Consider the following 24301-nt stretch of genomic DNA (forward strand, 5'->3'; position numbering starts at 1 on the left):
TCCACGACCTCGGGCCGCGGGCGGTCGGGCCTCACCGACGCCAGAAGATGTGGTGGACCACCCCGCTGGGGCTCGGCACCCGCTCGAGGTGGAACCGGTCGAGGAGCTCGTCCGGGCTCTCCCACAGGCGCACGCCACGCTCGAGGTCCACCGGCGCCACTGCGACGTGCATGGTGTCGATGAGGTCGGCGTCGAGGAACTCACGCACCGTCGTGACGCCGCCCCCGATGCGTACGTCCTTCCCGTCCGCGGCCTCCATCGCGCGTGCCAGCGCGTCGGCCGGCGACGCGTCCACGAAGTGGAAGGTGGTCTGCCCCCGGACGATGGACGGGCGCGGGTGGTGGGTCAGCACGAACACCGGCGTGCGGAACGGCGGCTCCTCCCCCCACCAGCCCTCCCAGTCGAGGTCCCGCCACGGCCCACGCTGCGGGCCGAACTTGTTCCGGCCCATGATCTCCGCGCCGATGTTGCGGGCGAAGTCGCGCGTGAAGTAGTCGTCGAGGCCGTAGGTGCCGCCGGGCTCGGTCCGCATGGGCGCGTGCGCGGTGGCACCGGACCAGGAGAACATCGTCGCCGGATCGGCGTGCCCGAAGGGGCGCTCCAGGCTCTGCCCCTCCCCTGTGCCGAAGCCGTCCCGGGAGACGTTGAAGTTCTGGACTCGGACGAGTTGACCCACGAGATTCCCCTCTGGTTGCACGCAGTCGTCGGGCCTCGACACTAGCGAGACCGGTGACCTCCCGCGGCGGACGGACTGCTCGTCCGCGACGACCGGGCGGCCCGGCTCCCAGCCCAGCCGATCAGAAACCGAGCCGCTCGCGTGCCTCGTCGAGCCACTGCGCGTAGGCGTGCCAGCCCCACTCCATCGCCGTGGCGTGGGCCGCGGTGGCGTAGTGCCGCGCGTCCTCGGTGTCCCCGAGCGTGGCCGCCGCGAGGGCGAGGTAGCCGCTGATCGGGCCGAAGCAGGCCGCCGCGCCGGCCAGGGCGATGCGATCGGCGTACGGCGCGAGCACGGCACGGCCCCGACGGGCGAGGTCGACGTCACCCACCGCGGTCGCGGCCTCGACCTCCTGGCACCAGTCGGCGAGCTGTGACCACTGGGACGGGTCGTCCACGGTCACCCGCGAGTCCGGCAGCAACCGGCGCAGGTCGTCGAGGAGACCGGCTCGCGCGAGCATCTGGTGCACCGGGGCGTCGACCATGCCCGACTGCTCGAACAACGCGAGCATCGGGCCGATCGTCCCACCGACCGTGCCGTCCCAGAGCGAGGCGATCATCGCGGCCGCGGGCGCGTGGACCTCGGCCATCGGCAGTGCCACCTCACGCCAGGTGGTGGCCAGACCGGCCTGGTGCTCGGCGACGGCGTCGGTGTCCCCGCTCATCGCGGCCAGGGTCATCTCCACCCAGTGCAGGGTGAACATGACGTACGGCAGGCGCTCGCGCCGCGCGATCGTCTTGGCGGCCTCGCTGTGCTCGGTCCATCCGCGGACGCGGCCCAGCACCAGCTCGTCGATGGCCAGGGCGGTGAGCAGCACGGCCTCGGCTGCCGGGTCGTCGGCCCGGCGGGCGGCCACGAGTCCCTCCTCGGCCAAGCCCATCCGCTCCACGAGGTGCGGCGCCGCCCAGCTCGCCAGCCACGCCGTCCGCATCGCCCACCAGGTCAGCTCCGGGTCGTCGATGCGGCGCGCCAGCGCGAGGCCCGTCTCGACCAGCGCTCGGCGCTCGGCCGACGACTCGGGCACGTAGTAGAGCTCGACGGCAAGTGACAGCTGGAGGCGGCAGCGCGTGGCGGGGTCGTCGTCCGGAGCGTTCGCGAGGGCCCAGCGGAGGTCGTCCACGACGTCCTCCAACACCACCTCGAGGTCATGGGGAAGCCAGACGCAGTAGCGCGTCAGGGTGCTCGCCGCCGTGCCCACCAGGGCCGGCGAGCCGAGGGCGCGGCCGAGGGCGATGGCCTCGCTCGCGGCCTCCTCGACCCGGTCCCACCGGGCCGCGTACGCCGCATCGGTCGCGAGCTCCAGCAGGAGGTCGTAGCGCTCGGTGTCCACCCCGTCGGCCGCACGTCGATGGGCCTCCACGGCGGCGGCCCGCAGGTGCATCGCCTCGGTGTGGGCCCACACCGTGCGGGCCTGGGCGGCGGCAGCACGCGCCGCCCGCCAGGCTCGGTCGGCGTTGCTGGGCCCCGACCGGAGCCAGTGCTGCGCCAGCTCGGCGGTCAGCTCGGGGTCCGGCACCAGGCGGCGGAGGACCGGGTCGGACTCGAGCGCCCGCGCCACCCGCGCGTGCCGGCGCGCCCTGCGGTGCTCGGGCTCGGAGAGGTAGACCGCGTCACGGGTGAGGGCATGGACGAACGCCAGCCTCCCGTCCTCCTCGTCCACGACCAGGTCGGCCGTCCGGGCGGCGTCCAGGTCGTCGGCGACGTCGTCGAGCTCGTCGCCGTTGGCGGCGGCGACCAGCTCCGGGCGGAACCGGTGACCGATGACCGCCGCCGTGACCAGCGACTCGCGGGCGCGCTCGGGCAGGAGGGAGAGCCGGCGGGTCACCACCTCACGCACGGTCGGCGGCACCCGGTCGGGGTCGTCGGCGCCGAGCCTGGCGAGCTCGACGAGGAAGAAGGGGTTGCCGCCCGAGCGGTAGTGCCAGGCGTCGAGCAGCTCCTCGGGCAGCGGGTGTCCCGCCACGCCGGTCAGCAGTGCCGAGGTCCCCTCGCGCTCGAGACCGCTGAGCTCGACGCGTGCCGCGTGCCGGCTGGCGAGGGCCTCACCGACCAGCGCCAGCGCCCCGGTCGGTTCGGGATGGGCCCGCCGCGTGCCCACGACGCAGATCGACGACTCCGTCGGCGTGGACGACAGCAGGTGGGCCAGCGTCCGCAGGGTCGCCTCGTCGGCCCAGTGCAGGTCCTCCATGAGCAGCAGGAGGGGTCGGGTCGCGGCCGCTGCGCGCACCCGCCGAACGATGCGGTCCCAGCGGTCGAAGGCCACCTGCGCCGGCGTGGCCTCCGGATCGAGCGGGGCGTCCTCGGGCGTCGCACTCTCGCCCAGTGCCTCGAGGACCGCGCGCCAGGGCCACAGCGGCGGCGCGCCGTCGTCCTGCGAGCAGCGCCCCCAGGCCACCCCGAACCCGCGCTCGCGCGCCTCGGTCGCCAGGTCCGTGACCAGCCGCGTCTTGCCGATGCCTGGCTCGCCGACCACCTGGGCGCAGGAGAGGGCTCCGCCCGATGCGCGGGTGAGCACGGCGGACAGCGCTGCACGCTCGGCCTGTCGGCCGACCGTGAGGTCGAGGGGGTGGTGGCCGCCGTCCGGACCGGCCGACGGGCCACCGGCGTCGGCCGCGGCGGGGGCGGCAGGGGCGGCGGCGGGGGCGGGGGCGGCCAGGGTCTGCTCCAGCTCGGGTGCCTGCCGCAGGACAGCCGCCTCCAGCGTCCGCAGTCGCGCCCCGGGGTCGATGCCGAGCTCCTCGACCAGGGTGGACCGGACGCTGCGCAGCGCCTCGAGGGCGTCGACCTGTCGACCGGCGCGCAGCAGGGCGAGGGCGTGGGTCGCCCACAGCGCCTCGTCCATCGGGTTGCGGGCCGTCGCCGACTCGGTGGTCGCGAGCACCCCGGCGTGGTCGCCGACCGCCAGCAGGCCCAGCAGCCGGGCCTCCTCGGCGCCCGCGCGCAGCCGCTCGAGGGAGGATCGCGCGGCCAGCACCTCGGGGTGGTCCGGCAGGTCGGCGTACGGCTCCCCGGCCCAGGTCGCGAGCACGTCGTCGAGCCGGTCGATCGCCTCGACCACGTCCGCACGCCCGGGCCACGCAGCGGTCGGTCCGACGTCGAACTGCGACACGAGCGGCGCCAGGACGCGCCCGGCCGCAGCGACGCGATCGGCGAATGCGTGGGCGTCGATGTCCGCCGCAGGGGTGCGCAGCACGTAGCCGTGGTCCGTCGTCTCGATCACCGAGGCCGCTCCCCCGGTCGGGCGCTCCGGCTCGAGGGCGGCGCGCAGGCCGGAGAGGTAGGCGTGCAGCGACCCCGCTGCGGTGCGGGGCGGTTCGCCGCCCCACACCAGGTCAGCCAGGGTGTCGAGCGAGACCGGACGTCCCGGGGTCAGCGCCAGGGCCGCGACGATGGACCGCGGCTTGCGCGAGCCGAGCTCGACCTCCGCGCCCACGTGGTCGATGACCCGGCTTGCGCCCAGGACACAGATCCGCACGGGCACACCCTAGACCGGCTCACTCGACCAGGAGCGGAACTCGCTCGTCCTTGACGGGCTCCTCCTCCGCGCCCGTCGGACCCTCCCCCTGGAGGCGGGGCAGCAGCCGGTCGAGCCACGCGGGCGTCCACCAGTTCCGCTCGCCCAGCAGGGTCATCGTCGCGGGCACCAGGACGAGGCGTACGACGGTGGCGTCCAGGAGGATCGCCACCCCGAGCCCGAAGCCCAGCATCTTCACCAGCGTGGCCGTCTCGGAGGTGAAGCCGAGGAAGACCAGCACCATGATCGCGGCCGCCGCAGTGATGACGCCGCTGGTGGCCGCCAGGCCGCGAGCCACGCTCCCCCGGGCGTCACCGGTGCGCTCGTAGTCCTCCCGGATCGCCGCGAGCAGGAACACCTCGTAGTCCATCGAGAGGCCGAACAGGATGGCGAACATCAGGATCGGCATCCAGCTCGACATCGGCAGGGTGTGGTCGACCCCGAGCAGCTCGAGGCCCCAGCCCCACTGGAACGTCGCCGTGACGACGCCGTAGGCCGCACCGACGCTCAGCAGGTTCATCACCACCGCCTTCAGGGCGACGACGGGCGAGCGGAACATCAACATCAGCATCAGCGCCGAGACCGACACCACGAAGCCGATGACCAGCCAGATCTTCTCCCCCAGGACCGACGAGAAGTCCGCGAAGAGTGCGTTGGAGCCGGCGAGCTCCGCACCGTCGGGGAGCAGCTCGCGCAACGAGGCCACCTGGTCAGGGGTGCGGGCGTCGTTGTCGGCGAACGTCGACTCGGCGCCCACCACCGCCACGCCGCCGTCGGGCGAGACCACCGGGTCGCTCACCTCCACCAGGTCGTCGCGCGCCCGCAGGTCCGCCACCAGGTCGGCGACCTCCGCGTCCCCGAGCCGGGAGCGGTCGGCGACCACGACGTACGGCGTGGGCGCGCCGGGACCGAACGCCTCGCTCAGCAGGTCGTAGGCCTGGCGCCCCTGCACCGACGTGGGGTCGTCGCTGCCGCTCTGCGGCCAGGTGCGCATCTCCAGCACCGGGGCGGCCAGCAGCAGCATCACGGTCACCGCGGCCAGCGCCCACGCGAGGGGTCGGGCGGCCACCCGCTCGGCCCACCGCTGGGAGCGGCTGGGTCCCTTCGAGCGGGTGACACCACCGCGTCGTACGCGCCGCGGCAGCAGGCGACGGTGCAGCAGGCCGCACAGCGCGGGGACCAGCACGAGGGTGCTGACCACGACCGCCAGCACGGTGAGCGCGGTGGCGAGGCCGAAGGCGGAGTACGTCGCCAGGCCGGCCAGGCGCAGGCCGAGCAGCGAGACCAGCACCGTCGCGCCCGCGAGCACCACCGAGCGCCCGGCCGTGACCGCGGCCCGCTCGACGGCGTCGACGACGCCCAGGCCGGCGGCGAGGTGGTAGCGCGTGCGGGTGAGCAGCAGCAGGGCGTAGTCGATGCCGACGCCCAGACCCACCATGGAGGCGACCATCGGCGCGCTCGGGCTCACCGACATGAGACCGCACAGCACCGTGATGCCGGCGCCGCCGACCGCGAGCCCGGCCACGGCGACCAGGACCGGCAGGCCCGCGGCGACCACGGAGCCGAACATCAGCAGCAGGATCACGAGGGCTCCGAGGATGCCGATCATCTCGCCGGTGCCCTTCACCTCCGCCTGGGCGGTGGCGGGCAGCTCGCCGCCGAGCGCCGCCTGGAGGCCGGTGGCCCGGGTCGCGGCGACCGCGTCCTCGAGCGGCTCCGCGTGGCCCATCAGGTCGCGGTGCGTGACGGGCACGTCGTACCTCACGGTGAGCAGCACGGTGGCCCCGTCCGCCGAGACGCGTGGAGGGTCCACGGCCAGCACGTGGGGCATCGCGGCCAGGCGGGTGGCGAGGGCGGCCACCTCCCTCCCGGGCACCGGCGCCTGCCCCCGGTCGTGGACCACCACCTGGGCGCTGGCGTTGCCGGCCTCGGGGAGGTGCTCGCGCAGGAGGTCGACGCCTCGCTGGGCGGGGGTGCCGGGAGCGTCCCAGTCCTCCTGGGCCGGGCCGCCGACGGCGGCGGCCAGGGAGAACGCGGCTGCTGCGCCCACGAGCCACAGCAGGAGGGTGCGCCACGGATGGGCGGCGCTGAGGCGGGCCATCGGGCCGAGGATCCTGTTCATCTCAATGTCCTTGTACGAGTGGTGGACGGGTCGGTGCGCCGAGCCTGCGGGCCACGGCTTGCGCAGCGCTTGTGGCGAGGTCCGCGCCCGTCACAAGCCGCGCACAGGCCGGGCACAAGGGCCGGGTCCGAGGCTCGGCTCATGCACCAGATCTGCCTTCCCGGTCAGGCCCACGTGGCCGAAGGACCGCACGACCAGTCCGGCATGTACCTCATCCACCACGCGTTCCGCCGCGACCTCGACCGCTTCCGCGACGCGGTCCGGCTGACACCCGTCGAGGACCACGACACCTGGCGGGCGCTCGCCCGGCGCTGGGGGCGGTTCGCCGGGATCCTGCACCACCACCACACCGTCGAGGACGACCACATCTGGCCCCTCGTCCGGCGCCGGGTCGAGGAGCGCTCCGAGCCCGGAGGACTCGAGGTGCTGCAGGCGATGGAGGACGAGCACGAGCTCGTCGACCCGGCGCTCGAGTCGTGCGGCCGTGGTTTCACCGCGCTCGTCGAGTCGCCCTCGGAGGACCGGCGCAAGGCGCTCGACGTCCACGTCTCGACCACGCGCACCCTCCTGCTGGAGCACCTGCGGCACGAGGAGACCGAGGCCCTGCCCCTGCTGCAGCGCACGCTGACCGTCGAGGACTTCGCTGCGACCGAGGCGGCCGCGGAGCGGGCCTACCCCTTGCGCACCCTGGCCTTCCTCGTGCCGTGGGTCGCCGACGGCGTGCCCTCGGACGTCGTCGACCAGACCCTGGGCGACGCCGGCCCCGGCTACCAGCTCCTGCTGCGGCTGTGTCGGCCGTGGTACGCCCGCGCCGAGCGGCGCGCGTTCGTCCGTCTCGGCTCATGAGCGACCTCTCCACGGAAGGGACACCGATGACCGCGCACGCCCCCCACCCCATCCACTCCACACCGCCGCAGGCGGTGCCTCGGCTGCTGGCCGCGTCGCTGGCCGCCCTGCTCGTCGTGGACCTGGTCGGCGGCCTGTGGGCCGGCCTGGCCGGGGTCAACACGTGGGACGACGCGTGGGGCTCGCACGCCCTGCTCGCCGCGCCGCTGCCGATGATCGTCGGCCAGGTCGTGCTGACCGTGGCCGCCGTCCGCGGCCGGAGCCGCAGGGCGGCCGTCCCGTCCGGCCTGCTGGCCGTGGCGTGCCTGGTGAGCCTCGCCTCCGGCTTCTTCGACGGCGGCCTGGGCCACGCCGGGCTCGAGCCCGGGATGGGGGCCTACCAGGCCTTCCTGCTCGCCGTCACCGGAGTGGTCGGCGTCCTGGCCGCCGCCCGCACCGCCCAGCTCGCCGCGCGACCTCGCGCTGTCCCGTCCAGCCACCCGCTCACCACACCCGCCCACCCCACGGAGGAGAACGTGTCATGACCCAGCTGCACCCCACCACACCCGGCGTGAGCGCCCCGCCACGCACGCGGCGCGAGCGCTGGCCGCTGCTCGCGGCAGCCGCCGGACTCGCCGGCCTCGTGTCCACGATGGTCCTCGACGGCCGCACCCTGGGTGACGAGGGAGCGAGCCTCGACCACCAGCTGTTCGTCGACCTCGACCCGCTGACGTTCAGGTTGAGCATGATCATCGGCTACCTGACCGTGGTCCTGCTGCTCGTCCTCGCCGCCACCTGGCGCCGGCGCGTCGAGCCGCTCCTCCCGGACTCGACGGCCGCCCACCTCGTCCCCCTGGGCCTGGTCTCGTCAGCCGCGGGACTCGCCTACGGCTACGGCTGGAAGGGAGCCCTCGGCAACTACCTGCCGGGCTCGTTCGAGCCCACGGCCTTCGACGACGCGGGCCTCTACGTCTACTACGTGCTCAACGACTTCGGCGCCTGGATCGGGTGGCTGGGGGTCGTCGTCGCGGCCGGCGCCGTCGCTGTGCTGGGACTGCGCGAGCGCGCCGTGCCCCGGTGGCTCGGCGTCCTCGCGCTGCTGCCGGTCCTCCAGACGACGGTCATGGTCGCGGGGCTCGGCGTGCCCGGCGTGCCCGCCCTGCTCGGCCCGACATGGCTGGCCATGACCGGTCTGGGTCTCTACTTCAGCAGGAGCACGATCGTCCGGCCGGTGTAGCGACGCTCGGCGGGCGGGGACGGCGTGCCGCAGCCGGCCCCGACGCCGATCGAGTCTCAGCGTGGCCGCTGTCGTCGTTCGTCGCCCTCCTGCTGTCCGAGGCACGCGAGGCTGTCGACGACGGTGACCCCGCCTCCCTCGCCCGGGTCGGGGAGCACCGACTCCGGGTCGACGACGACGACCTCGTGACCATCGAGGGTGACTCGGCGCGCGACCTCGCGCAGCATGCGTCGCGCCACGTCGTCGAGCGAGTGGACCATCGTGAGGTCGATCGCCATCCCCGCCTCAGCGGGCACGGTGCTCACGGCCTCCCTGACCACCCGCTCGGCGCCCGCGAAACGGATCTCGCCCTGCAGCTGGAGGACCCTGATGGCGCTCGCGCCGGTGCCGACGACGTGGTTCGACCGTACGGCGGACCGTGCGGCGGGCGGGACCTCCATCAGGTGCATGCCCATGTCGGAGGAGAACCGTTCGAACAAGGACACCCCGCGCACGCTTGTCCCGTGGCTGTCCAGCCGAGGCGAGTAGGTCGCGATGCCGATCTGGCCCGGAAGGGCGCCGATCAAGCCGCCGGCGACGCCGCTCTTCGCCGGGATGCCGACCTGGGTGGCCCAGTCGCCCGCGGCGTCGTACATGCCGCACGTGCTCATGACGCTCAGCACCTGCCGGACCGCGCGCTCGGGCACGACGCGCTCGCCCGTCCGCGGATTGACCCCGCGGTTGGCCAGGGTCGCCGCCATCAGGGCCAGGTCGCGAACGGTGACGAGCAGCGAGCACTGGCGGGTGTAGCCGGCCACGGCCGCGGTCGGATCCTCGTCGAGGATCCCGTGGCTGCGCAGCATGTGCGCGATCGCGAGGTTGCGGTGCGCGTTCTCGAGCTCGGAGGCGCACACGCCGTCGTCGATCTCCAGTCGGCGTCCGGCGAACGCCGAGAGTCCCGCCACCACGCGTTCGAGGCGCGCGCCCGCGTCGAGCTCCTGGGACCCGGCGAGCGAGTGGGTCGTGATCGCACCGGCGTTGATCATGGGGTTGAGCGGGCGGCCTGACCCCCTCTCGAGGGAGATCTCGTTGAACGCCTCCCCCGAGGGCTCGACGCCGACCTTGGCCAGCACGGCGTCGAAGCCTCGGTCGGCCAGGGCCAGGGCATAGACGAACGGCTTCGAGATCGACTGGATCGTGAGCTCCACGTCGAGGTCTCCGGCACCGTAGACCTCGCCGTCGACCGTGGCGAACGCCGCGCCCAGGAGGTCCGGGTCGGCCGTCGCGAGCTCGGGGATGTAGTCCGCCGGCGCACCCGAGGTGTCGGAGGCGACGTCACCGAGTGCCTCGGCCAGGTAGTCGGGGATCATCGACCTCACGACCCGTCCCCTCCTCGGTGTCCGGCGACGTGCACGATGGCGAGAACGACGGGGCTCATGGCAGTGATCCTCTCGGATGGCGTCGGGCGAAGTCCCAGACGATGGCGCTGGCGTCCGGCCCGGCGTGATCGGTGAACAGGCCCTCGCCGGACGGGCCCGGCCAGACGTGTCCCATGTCCTCGACCAGGTAGGACTCGACCAGGGACGCGCCGCCCCGGGTGGCGATGGTGGTGCGCACGTACGCATGCTCGTCCGGGCCCCCCGCCACCGTCGTGGTCTCCTCGACCAGGTCCAGGCTGTCGTTGAGCAGGCCGTCGTCGGTCAGGTCGCCCACGGCCGTCCACTGCTCGACCAGCCGGGTGGCGACGAGCGGCGGGACCACCTCGTCCTCCTCGCCCTGGATCACGAGGAGCGGCACCTGCCGCGCCCGCTCCCCCATCTGCGCCCACGCCTGGCGGGCGGTGTAGTCCGGTGGCGTCGAGTCGGGGGCGTCGGGGTCCACCTGGTCCAGCCCGTACTCACCGCCCGCGACGGACGTCGCCGTCGCGAAGACGTCGGGATGGGTCGCGGCGAGGATGACCGCCGTGCCTGCCCCGGAGGACGCCCCGGCGACGTGCACCTGGTCCGGGTCCGCGCCGTAGGTCTCGACCACCTCGCGGGCGACCCCGGCGAGGAGCGCGGGCTCGCCGGTGTGGCGGTGCTGCTCACGCGGGTCGCCCGAGTTCCAGCAGTTGATCGCGCTGCGGAACAGCCGCTGCGTCGGGTAGACGACGATGAAGCCCTCGCGGTCGGCCAGCCGGTTGAGCTGGGTCGTGGACTTCATCGAGTTCCAGCCGAAGCCGCTCATGCCGCAGCCGTGGATCGCCATGATGACCGGCAGCCGGGCCGTGCCGTCGTGCTGCGGCGGGAGGTGGACCTGGTAGCGCTGGGAGCCGGCGTCGCTCTCGTGGACATGGTTGCGGTCGCCCTCGTCCAGCCACCAGGGAAGGCCGAGGTGGAAGACCGCCATGGCCGTCCCGGCCACGACCACGAGCGCCGCAGCCACACCGGCGACGACCGACGGCCATCGTCGGCGACGCCGCCGGGTCCGGTCCCTCCGCCGCCCGGCCCTCCCCTGCGCGTGCTCACCCGTGGCCATGGTCGCTCCGCTCGGCGCCGATCCGTCCGAGGTGGGTGCTGCGGAACGACTCCGGCAGCTTGAGGCCGTAGCCGAGGGCGCGGTCGACACCGACGTGGAACGCCCACGCGCAGGCGAGGACGCCGGCGGCCGTCGAGGCCGCCGACGTCACCGGCTCCACGGCGAGCGCCACCAGTCCCGCCAGCGCCGGGAACGCGTAGTTGTGGACCGAGTTGTACGTCATGGCGCCCGCCGCGGTCGACCGCGCGTAGCCCAGCATCGAGAGGTCGAAGGCGAGGAACGCCGCCGGGACCACCCACCACCAGTCGGGGTACAGCGCGACGGCGGCGGCGATGGCAACGAGCGCCACCGCCCCCGCCTCGACGCGCTGCACCAGGTGGACCTGTCTGGTCATCACCTCATCCGAGGAACGCGCGCAGGGCTGCGTTCACGTCGTCGGCGTGGGTCCAGAGCAGCCCGTGCGGCGCACCCTCGATCTCGATGTAGTCGGCATGCGGGACCAGGTCGCGGAAGCGTCGGCCGGTCGCGTCGATGGGCAGGATGTTGTCGGCCGTCCCATGGAGGATCAACGTCGGCAGGCCGGCCTCGCGGACGGCCTTGGTGTCGTCGCGGAAGTCCTCGATCCAGCTCGGCACGACGGCGTACGCCGCGACAGGTGCGCTGGCGGTCGCGGTGTTCCAGTTCGCCCGGACGACGTCCTCGCTGATCCGCGTGCCCAGCGTCTCGTCGAGGTTGTAGAAGTCGCGGTAGAACTGGGTGAACCAGGCGTAGCGGTCGGTCCTGGCCGCCATCGCGATGTCGTCGAAGACCTTCTGCGGCACGCCGTCGGGATTGTCGTCGCGCTGCACCAGGAAGGGCTCGAGGGAGGCCAGGAACGCCAGCTTGGCGACCCGCTCCGTGCCGTACGTGGAGACGTAGCGGGCGAGCTCGCCGGTGCCCATCGAGAAGCCGACCAGCACGACGTCGCGAAGGTCGAGGGTCTCCAGCAGGGTGTTCAGGTCGGCGGCGAAGGTGTCGTAGTCGTAGCCGCTGCCGACCTTGGACGACTGGCCGAAGCCGCGCCGGTCGTAGGTGATGACGCGATGGCCCGCGGCGAGGAGGTCACGCGTCTGGCGCTCCCAGCTGTGACCGTTCAGCGGGTAGCCGTGGATGAGGACGACGGCCTGACCTGCGCCCTGGTCCTCGTAGTAGAGCTCGATCGGGGTGCTGTTCTCTTCTCCGACGGTGATGAATCCCATGATGTGCTTCCTTCTCGTTGTCGTGCTGTGTGGTCGGTGGCCGAGTCATCGGCGTGGTTCCCAGCTGAACAGGCGGACGGCCATGGCGACCGAGACAGCCACCCAGCCCAGCGTGGTGGCCAGCAGGGGAAGTGAGTCGAGCAGGGGGACGCCGCCGTTCCAGGCGTTCATGACCATCTCGGTGGCAGAGCCACCGGGGAGCAGCCTCTTGAGGCGGGCGAGGTCCTCCGTCCCGGTGATGCCCACCCACGTGGCGACGGCGATGACCGACAGGCTCACCGGCAGGGTGGTCACCTGCGCGTGCTCGGGAGAGTTGGTCAGTCCGGCGGTGGCCAGGGCCAGAGCGACCATCATGGCCGTGGTCGCCAGGACCGCCACCGCGAGGAGCGCGACCTGGTCCGGCTCTGTGGTCACCACTCCGAGCACGACCAGGATGGCGACCACCTGGACGAGCGCGATGACGGTGGCCGGAAGGACCAGCCCGGTGAGGATGCCGGCGTCGCCCGCCGCGGTGGAGCGCAGGCGCTTGAGGAAGAGGTTCTGCCGGCGCGAGGCGAGGGTGGTCACAGCGGTCGTGTAGAGCCCGAAGGCCAGCACCGTGAACATCACGATCGCTGCGATGTAGCCGACGCTGCCGAGGTCGGCGAACCGTTCGTTCTCGTAGACGAAGTAGCCGCTGATGGCCACCGGGATGACGAGGCCGGTGACCAGGACGAGCCGGTTGCGGAAGATCTGGATCATCTCGCTGCGAGCGATGGCCAGCATGGTCGGGGTTCCTCTCGTGGGCGGGTGCCGCGGTCCGTCGGCGCGTGGCTCAGGTGGCATCGAGGGCGCGGAACACGTCGTCGAGGCGGGTCGGGCCGGCCTGCAGGTCCTGCAGCTCCACCCCGCGGTCGTGCGCCCACGCCAGGAGGCGGTGGAGGTCGTCCTGGAGGTGGAAGGTCTCGATGTGGAAGGCCCCGTTGCGTGACCCGATCGTCGGCGGCTCGGGGGCGCCGGGAGGCAGCCTGAAGGTGATGACCGACGGGAGGGTCTGGGTGAGCTCCGCGACCGTGCCCTCGCGGTGGAGCCTGCCCTGGTGCATGAGGCCGATGCGGTCGGCCCGCTCCTGCGCCTCCTCCAGGTAGTGCGTGGTGAGGACGACGGTGGACCCAGCCTCCCGCAGCCGGTCCACCGCACCCCAGAGCGCGTCGCGGGACTGGATGTCCAGCCCCGTGGTGGGCTCGTCGAGGATCACCAGCTCGGGCCCGCCGTACACCGCAGTGGCGAAGTCCAGACGACGCTTCTCGCCACCGGAGAGCTGGGCGACGATCGTGCTCGCCTTGCGGGTGAGACCCACGACGTCGAGCACCCGGTCGGTGGTGTCGTCCCGTCCGCTCAGGGAGCCGATCAGGGCGACCGACTCCTCCACGGTCAGGTCCGGGGAGAACCCGCTCTCCTGCAGCATGATGCCCGTGCGCGGCCGGATGGCCTGTCGATCCTGAGGGCTCGCGCCGAAGATCCGCACCGTGCCGGACGTGGCCCGCCGGTGACCTTCGACGACCTCCAGGGTGGAGGTCTTGCCGGCTCCGTTGGTGCCGAGCAGGGCGTAGAGCTCCCCGCGTTGGACCTCGAAGGACAGGTCACGGACAGCGGTGAAGTCGCCGTAGGTGACGGTGAGACCGTCGACGTCGATCACGGGCGAGGCGTTCATCCGGTCACATCCCTTCGTCCTCATGAGCACGCAAACACCGTCGTCTGCGCCGCTCCTCGCCCGGGGATCCCCCGATCCCCGAGGCGAGGAGGTCGGCAGGCCGGTCAGCCCCGGTTGCTGCCGTGTCACAAGGCTCGCCCGGAGCGGGTCGAGATCGCGTCGGTGGGAGTCCCGTACATCGCGCTCCACGAGTCGTGGCAGGTGCTGGGTGCTGGGCTGGCAGGTGTTGTTCGCATCGGCAACAATCACCTAGTCCGGTGCCGACCGGGCCAGGGAGGAGTTCTTCGTGGACCTGGTGGGCCGGCGCCCCGAGCGCGAGGCGGTCGAGCGCCTGCTCGACGAGGCGCGGGCCGGGCGAAGTGGGGCGCTCATGGTGTCCGGCGAAGCCGGTGTCGGAAAGACGGCGATGCTCGAGCACGCTCGCTCGGTGGCTGCCCTGTCGGGGTTCCGCGTGGAGACCTCGGTCGGGCTGCCGTCCGAGACCCAGTTCGCGTTCGGGGCCCTCCACCAGCTGTGCGCGCCGCTGTTGGGACACCTCAGCGCGCTGCCCGGGCCCCAGCAGAGCGCCATCCGTACGGCGTTCGGGCAGGAGGCGGGTGCCGCTCCGGAACGCTTCCTGGTCGGCCTGGCCGTCCTGAACCTCCTGTCCGAGGTCGCGGAGGAGGGGCCGCTGCTGTGCCTGGTGGACGACGCGCACTGGATGGACGAGGCGTCCGCGCAGGTGCTGGCCTTCGTCGCCCGTCGGGTGGCGGCTGAGCGACTGGCGCTGCTGCTGTGCGTGCGCGACCCCACCGACGACGGGGACCTGCGGCCGTTCATCGGGCTGCCCGAGGTTCGCCTGAGCGGCCTGACCGAGAGTGAGGCGCGGGCGCTGCTGGCAGCCTCCGTACGCACACCGCTCGACGAGGAAGTGCGCGACCGCGTCGTCGCCGAGGCGCGCGGCAACCCGCTCGCGCTGCTCGAGCTGCCCCGCAGCGCACCCCCGGCGCGACTGGCCGGCGGCTTCGAGCTGCCCACCGCGCTCAGCGTTCCGCGCCGCATCGAAGACATGTTCCACCAGCGCTCGAGGGACCTGCCGTCCGAGACCCAGCTGCTCCTGCTGCTCGCGGCTGCCGACCCGACCGGCGACGGTGCCCTGCTGTGGCGAGCGGCCGAGACTCTCGGGATCGAGGCCCGCGCAGCCGAGCCCGCCGAAGAGGCAGGGCTGCTGACGATCGACAGCCGCGTCCGCTTTCGCCACCCGCTGGTGCGCTCAGCCGTCTACGGCGCATGTTCGGAGCCGGACCGTCGGCGCGCGCACGGCGCGCTGGCCACCGCCACCGATCCCCGGTTCGACCCTGACCGGCACGCGTGGCACCGGTCGCAGGCAGTGCTCGGCGTCGACGAGGGGGCCGCTGCCGACCTCGAACGCTCGGCCGGACGGGCGCGGACCCGCGGCGGCCTGGCCGCCGCGGCTGCGTTCCTGCAGCGTGCTGTCGACCTGACCCCGGAACCTGCCGTCCGTGCCCGTCGGGCTCTGGACGCCGCTGAGACCATGCACGAGGCGGGAGCCTCGGAGTCAGCGCTCGACCTGCTGGCCATCGCCGCGGCCCAGCCGCTGGGCGATCTCGGACGTGCCCGGATCCAGCTCCTCCGGGCCACGATCGCATTTCACCGCACGCACGGCAGCGAGACGCCGGGCATGCTCCTCGATGCAGCCAGGACTTTTGCCCCGCTGGACGCGTCGCTGTCACGCGAGACCTACCTCGACGCGCTCGACGCAGCCATTGTGCTGGGCGGCCCCGGTCACCCCCGCGCCGCGCTGAACGTGGCCGAGGCCGCTCGCTCCGCCCCGCCTGCCCCCGGACCACCGACGCCGGCGGACCTGTTGCTCGACGGGTTGGTGACGACGTTCACCGAAGGATACGAGGCAGGTGCACCCAGCCTGCGCCGGGCAGCACAGGCCCTCGACGACGACCTGTCAACCCCGCACGTCGCGGCCGAGCCAGACGGACGCCGTTGGCTGTGGCTCGGCAGCCGGGCCGCCGTAGCGCTGTTCGACGACGACCTGGCCTACCGACTCAACTGTCGAAACGTCAGGCTCACGCGTGATGCCGGCGCGCTGGCCGCTCTTCCCCTCGCGCTGATCAACCTGTGCACCAACTACCTCCTGGAGGGCGACTTCGCCCGCGCCGAGGAGCTGGCCGCCGAGGAGGTTGCGATCACGAAGGCGATCGGAGCGAAGCCGATGGCCCTCACGACGCTCACGATCGCTGCCTGGCGGGGGCACCGCGTCGAGACGATCGCGGGCCGGGACTCGTTCGCAGAGGGTGCCGACGGACTGCGTACCGGTACGGCAGTCAGCTGGGTCGAGTACGCGTCCGCGGTGCTCAACAACGGTCTCGGCAACTACCGGACGGCGATGGATGCTGCCGTGCTGGCGTGCGAGAACGACGAGCTGCCGCAGAGCAACTGCGCACTGCCGGAACTGGTCGAGGCGGCCACCCGGGCCAGCCGGCCGGCGGTTGCAGCGGCCGCGCTCGACGAGCTCGACTCGCGGGCGCGCGCCAGCGGGACCGCCTGGGCACGCGGGCTCGCGGCGCGCTCGAAGGCGCTCACCAGCACCGGGCCCGCTGCGGAGGATCACTACCGCGCAGCCATCGAGCTGCTCGGTGCCTGCCGCATCGCCACCCACCTCGCCCGCACCCACCTCGTCTACGGCGAGTGGCTGCGTCGCGAGGGCCGCCGCCAGGACGCCCGCGAGCAGCTCCGCACCGCCCACGAGATGCTGTCCGAGATGGGCGCAGGAGCGTTCGCCGACCGCGCCGCCCGCGAGCTGCGCGCCACCGGCGAGCAACCGCGCAAGCGATCCGCGCAACCCACCGACGCACTCACCCCGCACGAGCTGCAGATCGCCCGCCTCGTGGCCGCCGGGGCCACCTCGCGAGAGGTGGCCGCGCAGCTGTTCCTCAGCCCCCGCACGATCGAGGCCCACCTGCGCAACATCTTCCGCAAGCTCGGCATCACGTCGCGTCGCCAGCTGCGGGACCTACAGCTCGCGTGACCGCCGTCGGCGCGAAGCACCGACACCTACCCCACCCCGATCCGTCGGCACTCAGGGACTTTCACCGACGCGAAGACGCCGCTCGTCGCACCAGCATGTCTTCCATGTCGACCGACGTGATCGTGACCATCAACCCAGAACGGCGACGCTACGAGGCGTTCGTCGACGACACGACGCTGGCCGGGTACGTCGAGTACCAGGAGACCAGCGAGCTCGTCGTCCTGACCCACACCGAGGTCGACCCGGCGTACGAGGGCCGGCGCGTCGGCAGCACGCTCGCGCGCGCGGCGCTCGACGACATCCGCGACCGTGGGCTGAGGACGCTGGTGGTCTGCCCCTTCATCATCGGGTGGCTGCGCAAGCACCCCGACTACCAGGACCTGCTCTTCAACGCGCCCGCGTCCACGGTGAGCGACTAGGGGCCGGCATGACGGAGTCATCAGTGGACGCCCCAGTCGCAGGGCCTCGCTTCGACGATCTGAGTGCCGTCTTCGTCAACGCGACCCTCAAGCGCTCGCCAGAGCCCAGCAACACCGACGGGCTGATCCGTGTCAGCACTCGGATCATGGAGGAGCGCGGGGTCGAGGTCGAGGTCATCCGCGCGGTCGACCACGAGATCGCGACCGGCGTGTGGCCGGACATGACCGAGCACGGCGCGGACGTCGACGAGTGGCCGGCGTTGCTCGAGAAGGTGCTGGCAGCAGACATCCTCGTCCTCGCGGGGCCGATCTGGCTGGGAGACAACAGCTCGGTGATGAAGCGGGTCATCGAGCGGCTCTACGGCTGCTCGGGGGTGCTCAACGACGCCGGCCAGTACGCCTACTACGGCCGCGTCGGCGGCTGCCTGATCACCGGCAACGAGGACGGCATCAAGCACTGCGCGATGAACGTGCTCTACAGCCTGCAGCACCTCGGCTTCACCGTCCCGCCGCAGGCCGACGCGGGCTGGATCGGGACGGTCGGCCCCGGGCCGTCGTACCTCGACCCCGGGTCGGGCGGCCCGGAGAACGACTTCACCAACCGCAACACCACCTTCATGACCTACAACCTGATGCACCTCGCGGCGATGCTGCGCGACGCAGGCGGCGTGCCGGCGTACGGCAACAGGCGCAGCGAGTGGGACGCCGGCTGCGCGCCGGACCAGGCCAACCCCGAGCACCGGTAGGACTCCCTGCCGGGAAGGAGAACACGTGACAACAAGCCACATCGGCTCACGACGGGCGTGGCCGCGGCTGCGGGTCGACGACTGGACCGAGACCCGCGACACCGTGCACATGTGGACCCAGATCGTCGGCAAGATCCGGCTCTCGCAGTCCCCGCTGCTCAACCACTGGTGGCAGGTCACCCTGTACGTCACCCCGCGCGGCCTGACCACCGGCACGATCCCCCACCGCGGCGGTTCCTTCGACCTCGAGCTCGACTTCGTCGAGCACCACCTCCGGGTGCGTACCAGCGCGGGCGAACAGCGGTTCGTCGGCCTGTCGTCACGGCCCGTCGCCGACTTCTACTCCGAGACCATGAGCGCGCTCGACGACCTCGGCATCGACGTGGTCATCGACGTCCGGCCCAACGAGGTGGACCCCGCCGTCCCGTTCCCCCAGGACCGTGTGCACGCCACCTACGACCCGGAAGCGGCGCAGCTGTTCTGGCGCCAGCTCGTGCACGCCGACCGGGTGATGGGCGAGTTCCGCTCCCACTTCGTCGGCAAGGTCAGCCCCGTCCACTTCTTCTGGGGCGCCATGGACCTCGCGTGCACCCGCTTCTCCGGCCGCGAGGCCCCGGAGCACCCAGGCGGGGCTCCCAACTGCGGCGACTGGGTGATGGTGGAGGGCTACTCCCGCGAGCTGAGCAGCGCGGGGTTCTGGCCCGGCGGCGGCGAGGAGGGCGCCTTCTACGCCTACGCCTATCCCGAGCCCGAGGGCTTCGCCGACTACCCCGTCGGCCCGGACGCGGCCTACTACAGCGTCGAGAACCGCCAGTTCCTGCTGCCGTACGAGGCGGTGGCCGAGGCCGAGGATCCCGACCGGGCGCTGACGGAGTTCCTCCACACCACCTACCGGGCCGCCGCCGACCTCGGCGGCTGGGACCGGAAGAGCCTCGAGGACGACCCGCACCGGTGGCCGCAGCACCGAGCCCCGAGGAGACCGCTGCACGTGGACGGGGGCGAGAACCAGACGTGAGCGGGCAGACGCAGCGACGCGCCGTCGCCACCGGCGCCGGGACCACCCGGGGCCTGGGGCCCACGACAAGCATCGCTCTCGCGCTCGCCCTGGGTGTCGCCGTGGGTGTGCTCACCTCACTGCTGCAGAAACCCCTCGACTATCCGTGGCTGGCGCTGGTCAACGCCGCAAGCCCGTGGCTCACGACAGCCTTCGTCGCAGGAGCGCTCCAGTCGCGGCTCCCGACCGCGGCGCTGGTGGGGATGGCGGCGACGCTGCTGCAGGTCGCCGGCTACTACGTCACCGCAGACCTGCGCGGCTTCGGCGTCTCGACGGCCTACGTCGTGGTGTGGTCGCTGTGCGCGGTGCTGGGTGGCCCCGTCTTCGGTGCTGCGGGCCACGCCTGGCGGCGCGCGATCCCGGTCGGCGCGGGAGCGGCCCTCCTGGTCGCGGCGTACGCGAGTGAGGCCGTGGTCGCCTACCACTTCCGGCTGGGCTACTCGTCCACAGCGTGGTTGTTCGGCGCCCTGGCCCTCGGTCTCGCCGTGGGCCTCGGTCGGCACCGATCCCAGTATCCCGCCCTCGCACGCTGGCTGATCCCCACCTTCATCGCCGGGGTGGCCGGTCATGCGGTCCTGGGACTGGTGCTCTAGCACCTGCTCCATCCTCTCGATCGCCCACAAGAGATCGGAACACTGATGACGACCTTCGGCATCATCGGATCAGGCCAAGCCGGCAGCGCGCTGGCGCGCGCCTCGATCGCGGCCGGCTACGACGTCGTGATCGCCAACTCCCGCGGACCTCAGACCTTGCGGGGACTCGTCAGCGAGCTGGGCCCGCGTGCACGGGCCGCGGACGCCGCGGAAGCGGCCGCGGCAGCCGACTTCGCCATCCTCGCGTTCCCCTACACCCCGAACAGTCGGCTACCGGTCGAACAGCTCGCCGGCAAGGTGGTGATCGACAACAACAACTACATGGTGTGGCGCGACGGGAACCTCCCTGACGTCGATGCAGGACTCAGGACGATCCACGAGCTGCGGCAGGAGCAGATCCCTGCGTCGAAGGTCGTCAAGGCGTTCACCCATGTCCAGTTCCACGCGCGCTCGCCCATGCGGGTCGCGAGCGATGCGATACCTGCCGTGCTCCGCCTCGCCCGACCGGCGGGGGATCCTGACCGCAAGGCGCTGGTCGTGTCGAGTGACCACCCGGACGCCGTCGAGCTCGTGACCAGGTTCTACGACGACCTGGGTTTCGACACCGTGGACAACAGCCCCCTCAGCGAATCGTGGCGCAGCGCGCCCGGAACACCGATGTGGCGCCACCACGTCGACGGACAGAGCCGAGAAGAGCTCATCCGCAACCTGCAACGGGCGGAGCGTTCCCTCAGCTGAGCCTCGCCCATCACGGCGAGCGGCTCTGCCCGCTCGCCCTGCGCTCCGAGACGACCGGGACCGTCCGCCCGTAGCCAGCGTCCATAGGTGCGGCTTACCCTCGGAGCTCCTCCCCTCGCTCGAGAATCGTTGGTGACCGACATGCCCGCATCGACACACTCTGCAGGTCGCGGATTCGCGAAGGCGGCTGGTGCGGCCGTGCCGCTGGCCCTGGTGGCCAGCCTGGTTGCTGTCGCCCCTTCGGCTGCAGCCGTTGCGCCGGACTCCGCGGTGTTCATCAACGAGCTGCACTACGACAATGCCGGCGCCGATGTCGGTGAGTTCATCGAGGTCGCCGGCCCGGCAGGCACGGACCTCGCGGGCTGGACGATCGTTCCCTACAACGGCAGCAACGGAACGACGTACACCCCGCAGGGCGCCCTGACCGGCACCCTGAGCGATGAGACAGGATCGGGCTTCGGCTTCCTGTCGGTGCCCCTGGTCCTGCAGAACGGCGCGCCCGACGGTGTCGCACTGGTGGACGCCGGCGGCGCCGTCGTGCAGTTCCTGTCCTACGAGGGAACGATGACCGCCGTGGGAGGGCCTGCCGACGGCCTGACGAGCACGGACATCGGGGTCATCGAGAACGGCGCCGGTCCCGTCGGTGAGTCGCTGCAGCTCACCGGCACCGGTGACACGTACGCCGACTTCACCTGGGCGCCGTCTGCCGCCCAGACGCCCGGTGACGTGAACAACGACCAGGTCTTCGTCGCGTCCGGGGACCCCCGGCCGCCGACGATGAGCTGCGAGCCCGACGTCGAGACGACCGCCGGTGACGGAGCCACGTCACCAGTGTCGGCCACCGACACCGACAGCGGCATCGACGACCTCGTCATCACCTCGGACCCCGTGCCCGGGATCACGCTCCAGGGATCGACCGCCCCCACCGGACAGGGAGAGCCCGCGACCGCGACCCTCACGGTCGCGGGTTCGACCGAGGTGGGCACCTACCAGGTGGAGATCACGGCCACCTCGGACGACGGGGCCCAGGCCGTCTGCACGGTGACCGTGACCGTCACTGCGCCGCTGGAGACGACCCTCGTCTCGGCCGTCCAGGGCTCGGGATCCGCGTCACCGCTCGCCGGGCAGACGGTCCAGGTCGAGGCGGTCGTCACCTCGCTCATCACCAGCAACGACGTCCTCACCGGCTTCTACGTCCAGGAGGAGGACGCCGACGCGGACGCCGACCCCGCGACGTCCGAGGGCATCTACGTGTTCTGCGGCTCGACCTGCCCGACGGGCCTCGCCGCAGGCGACCTGGTGGAGGTGGTCGGCACCGTCGCCGAGTTCTTCGACAACACCCAGATCGACGTCACCACCGGGGACGTCGACGTGCTGGCCTCCGACCTGCCCCTTCCGAGCGCCGCCGTCGTGACGCTGCCGGCGAGCTCCGCCACGACGGCCCCCGCGACCTTCGAGCCGGTCGAGGGCATGATCACGACCATCTCCACCACCCTCGCGGTGAGCGAGTACTTCGAGCTCGCGCGGTTCGGCGAGGTCGTCCTCACGGCCGGCGAGCGCGAGTTCCAGTACACCCAGACCGACACGCCCACCGTCGAGGGCTACCAGGCGTTCCTCGACGATCTGGCGACGCGCCGCATCATCCTGGACGACGACAGCAACGACCAGAACGACGCGACCAGTGGCCCGCTGGACAACGAGCCCTACTACTACCCGACGCCGGGACTCAGCACGGGCAGCTACTTCCGCGGCGGTGACACGATCACCGACCTGACCGGTGTCATGGAGTACTCCTTCGGAGCCTGGAAGCTGCGCCCCGTCCCCGGCGTCGACTACACGTTCGAGGCGGCCAACCCCCGCCCCGCCACGCCCGACGACGTCGGCGGCCGGCTGCAGGTGGCGAGCTTCAACGTGCTGAACTACTTCGCGACGATTGACACCACGTCGTCGAACAACAGCGGTCCGTGCGGACCGAGCGGGACGGACGACTGCCGCGGCGCCGACTCCGAGCGGGAGCGGCAGCGCCAGCTCACCAAGATCGTGGCTGCGCTGGAGGCGATCGACGCCGACGTCTTCGGGCTGATCGAGATCCAGAACGACGCAGGTCTGGCCACCGAGCAGATCGTCGACGCGCTCAACGCCGCCACGGCGCCCGGCACGTACGACTCCATCGACACGGGCTTCATCGGCACCGACGCGATCAAGCAGGCCTTCCTGTACAAGACGGCGACCGTGGCACCGGTCGGAGCCTTCGACCTCCTCACCGAGGACGACGACCCCCGCTTCGACGACGATCGCAACCGGCCGGCCCTGATCCAGACCTTCGACGAGGTGTCGACGGGTGAGCGGTTCACTGTCGCGGTGAACCACCTCAAGAGCAAGGGTTCCGGCTGCGGGGCCGGCGACGACTCGCCCGCTGACGGGTCCGGCAACTGCGACCTCACCCGCACCCGCGCGGCTGCGGCACTCGCCGACCACTTGGCGAGCGACCCGACGGGGAGCGGTGACCCCGACTTCCTGGTCATCGGCGACCTGAACTCCTACTCCATGGAGCGGCCGATCACCACGCTCGAGACGGCGGGCTACATCGACCTGCTCGAGCGCTTCGAAGGCCTGGAGTCCTACGGGTACGTCTTCGACGGTCTCCTCGGCCACCTCGACCACGCACTGGCCACCGAGTCCCTCGCAGCCCAGGTGACGGGCGCGGGCGGCTGGAAGATCAACGCCGACGAAGTGCCGTTGTTCGACTACAACGACGACGTCCGCGACGCAGGCGAGGCAGCCTTCGAGCGCGAGTCGTCGGCTCTGCCGCTCTACGAGCCCACCGCGTACCGATCCAGCGACCACGACCCGGTCGTCGTCGGCCTGGACCTCAACACTGCCCCGGTCGCCGACGCCGGCGGTCCGTACACGGTGAAGCCGGGTGCTCGCATCCTGCTCGATGCCTCGGGCTCCTACGACCTCGAGGGTGACGACCTCACCTACGCGTGGGACCTCGATGGCGACGGCGAGTTCGACGACGCCACGGGCCCGACGGCGACCTTCCGGGCAAACCGGCCGCCGGGCGGCTACCCCGTCGCGGTGCAGGTCAGCGACGGCAGCGAGTCGACGATCGACGAGACCGTCGTCAACGTCGTGCCCCGCGGCCAGCAGTCCGACTGAGCTCCGCGACTCACGCGCCGGGCCGGGCGCCCCGCCACCGACTCGCTACGACCGCGATGACCCAGATGACGAACAGAGCGGACGTCATGAACACAAGTGCGGTCAGGCCGACCAGGACGGCAGCTGGATAGCTGGCGCTCGCGAGCCAGCGAGGGAGCAGGCCGGGCGTCCGTGCCGCGATCGCGATGAACATCGCGGCGGGCAGCATCGCGCCCAGGCCGAACGCGACCCAGCCGAACTGGGCGAGGACGGACTGGCCGGACTCGAACCCGGGATCGTCGACCAGCGCGCCGAAGGTCATGCTGAGCGGCACGGTGGCCCAAGCGAGGGCTGCGACGATCATGCCGATCGCCGCGGTGGCTCCGGTGACCAGGAGCGGGACGCGGAAGGTCCCCGCTGCGCTCGACAGTGCGTACGCGAACCAGACGAACGACAGGCCCGCAAGCAGGAGAAGGACTGCTCCTGCGACGTACACCGCCCTGTTGCCGGCGTCGGCATAGATCGAGACGAACTGGCTGTCGGGGTCTGCGAACGACCCGGCGACGTCTCCGTTCAGGATGGCCGCGGCGACGAAGACGACGAGGAACACAAGTCCGGGACGTGAGACGTCGAGCATGGTCGTCGAACGCGAGTCCTGCTGCTCGTTCGAGGAGCGTGGGTTTGTGCGGCTCACGATCGCCCCGCGCAGTCCCCAGCACCGTCACCG

At 72.1% G+C, this 24301-nt stretch carries 20 protein-coding genes; 10 read left to right on the forward strand and 10 right to left on the reverse strand.

What is annotated here, in order from left to right:
- Positions 1–31 precede the first annotated feature (31 nt).
- From NCI01_RS13540 to NCI01_RS13550, 3 genes are all read right to left on the reverse strand, one after another.
- Positions 32–676, reverse strand: coding sequence for a dihydrofolate reductase family protein (locus NCI01_RS13540; RefSeq protein ID WP_254182011.1), 645 nt, complete (start codon positions 674–676; stop codon positions 32–34).
- 121 nt (positions 677–797) lie between these two features.
- A complete protein-coding gene (locus NCI01_RS13545; RefSeq protein ID WP_254182012.1) occupies positions 798–4190 on the reverse strand; it encodes an ATP-binding protein in 3393 nt (1130 codons plus the stop codon).
- Positions 4191–4209: 19 nt separating this feature from the next.
- Positions 4210–6351 (reverse strand): MMPL family transporter, encoded by a 2142-nt coding sequence (locus tag NCI01_RS13550; RefSeq protein WP_254182013.1) that lies wholly within the window; start codon positions 6349–6351, stop codon positions 4210–4212.
- 141 nt (positions 6352–6492) lie between these two features.
- On the opposite strand from NCI01_RS13550, the gene NCI01_RS13555 reads away from it, so the two are divergent.
- From NCI01_RS13555 to NCI01_RS13565, 3 genes are read left to right on the forward strand one after another with little or no spacing between them, the layout of a single operon-like run.
- On the forward strand, positions 6493–7197 hold the full coding sequence (locus NCI01_RS13555; RefSeq protein ID WP_254182014.1) for a hemerythrin domain-containing protein: 705 nt from the start codon (positions 6493–6495) through the stop codon (positions 7195–7197).
- Between the two features lie 26 nt (positions 7198–7223).
- Positions 7224–7721 (forward strand): hypothetical protein, encoded by a 498-nt coding sequence (locus tag NCI01_RS13560; protein WP_254182015.1) that lies wholly within the window; start codon positions 7224–7226, stop codon positions 7719–7721.
- Positions 7718–8413: a hypothetical protein gene (locus tag NCI01_RS13565; RefSeq protein WP_254182016.1), complete on the forward strand. Its 696-nt coding sequence runs from the start codon at positions 7718–7720 to the stop codon at positions 8411–8413. Before NCI01_RS13560 ends, NCI01_RS13565 begins: the two co-directional genes overlap by 4 nt.
- Positions 8414–8469: 56 nt before the next feature.
- Here NCI01_RS13565 and NCI01_RS13570 read toward each other — a convergent pair whose 3' ends face one another.
- From NCI01_RS13570 to NCI01_RS13595, 6 genes are all read right to left on the reverse strand, one after another.
- Complete coding sequence (locus NCI01_RS13570) at positions 8470–9762, reverse strand: glutaminase (protein WP_254182105.1); 1293 nt, start codon at positions 9760–9762, stop codon at positions 8470–8472.
- A gap of 64 nt (positions 9763–9826) precedes the next feature.
- Complete coding sequence (locus NCI01_RS13575; RefSeq protein WP_254182017.1) at positions 9827–10816, reverse strand: extracellular catalytic domain type 1 short-chain-length polyhydroxyalkanoate depolymerase; 990 nt, start codon at positions 10814–10816, stop codon at positions 9827–9829.
- 79 nt (positions 10817–10895) lie between these two features.
- Positions 10896–11303, reverse strand: a complete 408-nt coding sequence (locus NCI01_RS13580; RefSeq protein ID WP_254182018.1) for a DUF4260 family protein — start codon at positions 11301–11303, stop codon at positions 10896–10898.
- A gap of 4 nt (positions 11304–11307) precedes the next feature.
- Positions 11308–12147, reverse strand: a complete 840-nt coding sequence (locus NCI01_RS13585) for an alpha/beta fold hydrolase (protein ID WP_254182019.1) — start codon at positions 12145–12147, stop codon at positions 11308–11310.
- Between the two features lie 45 nt (positions 12148–12192).
- A complete protein-coding gene (locus tag NCI01_RS13590; RefSeq protein WP_254182020.1) occupies positions 12193–12912 on the reverse strand; it encodes an ABC transporter permease in 720 nt (239 codons plus the stop codon).
- Positions 12913–12961: 49 nt separating this feature from the next.
- On the reverse strand, positions 12962–13840 hold the full coding sequence (locus NCI01_RS13595) for an ABC transporter ATP-binding protein (RefSeq protein WP_254182021.1): 879 nt from the start codon (positions 13838–13840) through the stop codon (positions 12962–12964).
- A 286-nt stretch (positions 13841–14126) separates the two neighbouring features.
- Between NCI01_RS13595 and NCI01_RS13600 the strand changes: the two genes are divergently transcribed.
- The 7 genes from NCI01_RS13600 to NCI01_RS13630 all read left to right on the forward strand — a co-directional run bounded on the left by NCI01_RS13600 (position 14127) and on the right by NCI01_RS13630 (position 23595).
- Positions 14127–16883 carry an ATP-binding protein gene (locus tag NCI01_RS13600; RefSeq protein ID WP_254182022.1) on the forward strand — a complete coding sequence of 919 codons (2757 nt, stop codon included), beginning with the start codon at positions 14127–14129 and terminating at the stop codon, positions 16881–16883.
- 104 nt (positions 16884–16987) lie between these two features.
- The gene (locus tag NCI01_RS13605) at positions 16988–17302 is read left to right on the forward strand and encodes a GNAT family N-acetyltransferase (RefSeq protein WP_254182023.1); all 315 of its coding nucleotides are present in this window, start codon (positions 16988–16990) and stop codon (positions 17300–17302) included.
- An 8-nt stretch (positions 17303–17310) separates the two neighbouring features.
- Positions 17311–18048, forward strand: coding sequence for a flavodoxin family protein (locus NCI01_RS13610; RefSeq protein WP_254182024.1), 738 nt, complete (start codon positions 17311–17313; stop codon positions 18046–18048).
- A 25-nt stretch (positions 18049–18073) separates the two neighbouring features.
- Positions 18074–19063: a DUF5996 family protein gene (locus tag NCI01_RS13615; RefSeq protein WP_254182025.1), complete on the forward strand. Its 990-nt coding sequence runs from the start codon at positions 18074–18076 to the stop codon at positions 19061–19063.
- The gene (locus NCI01_RS13620) at positions 19060–19695 is read left to right on the forward strand and encodes a DUF6518 family protein (protein ID WP_254182026.1); all 636 of its coding nucleotides are present in this window, start codon (positions 19060–19062) and stop codon (positions 19693–19695) included. The genes NCI01_RS13615 and NCI01_RS13620 overlap by 4 nt, the downstream gene beginning before the upstream one ends.
- Before the next feature lie 45 nt (positions 19696–19740).
- Positions 19741–20433, forward strand: coding sequence for an NADPH-dependent F420 reductase (locus tag NCI01_RS13625; RefSeq protein WP_254182027.1), 693 nt, complete (start codon positions 19741–19743; stop codon positions 20431–20433).
- Between the two features lie 141 nt (positions 20434–20574).
- Positions 20575–23595 carry an ExeM/NucH family extracellular endonuclease gene (locus NCI01_RS13630; RefSeq protein WP_254182106.1) on the forward strand — a complete coding sequence of 1007 codons (3021 nt, stop codon included), beginning with the start codon at positions 20575–20577 and terminating at the stop codon, positions 23593–23595.
- Between the two features lie 10 nt (positions 23596–23605).
- Here NCI01_RS13630 and NCI01_RS13635 read toward each other — a convergent pair whose 3' ends face one another.
- Positions 23606–24211 carry a hypothetical protein gene (locus tag NCI01_RS13635; protein WP_254182028.1) on the reverse strand — a complete coding sequence of 202 codons (606 nt, stop codon included), beginning with the start codon at positions 24209–24211 and terminating at the stop codon, positions 23606–23608.
- Between the last annotated feature and the right edge of the window lie 90 nt (positions 24212–24301).

Source organism: Nocardioides pinisoli (assembly GCF_024199985.1).
Lineage (GTDB): Bacteria > Actinomycetota > Actinomycetes > Propionibacteriales > Nocardioidaceae > Nocardioides > Nocardioides pinisoli.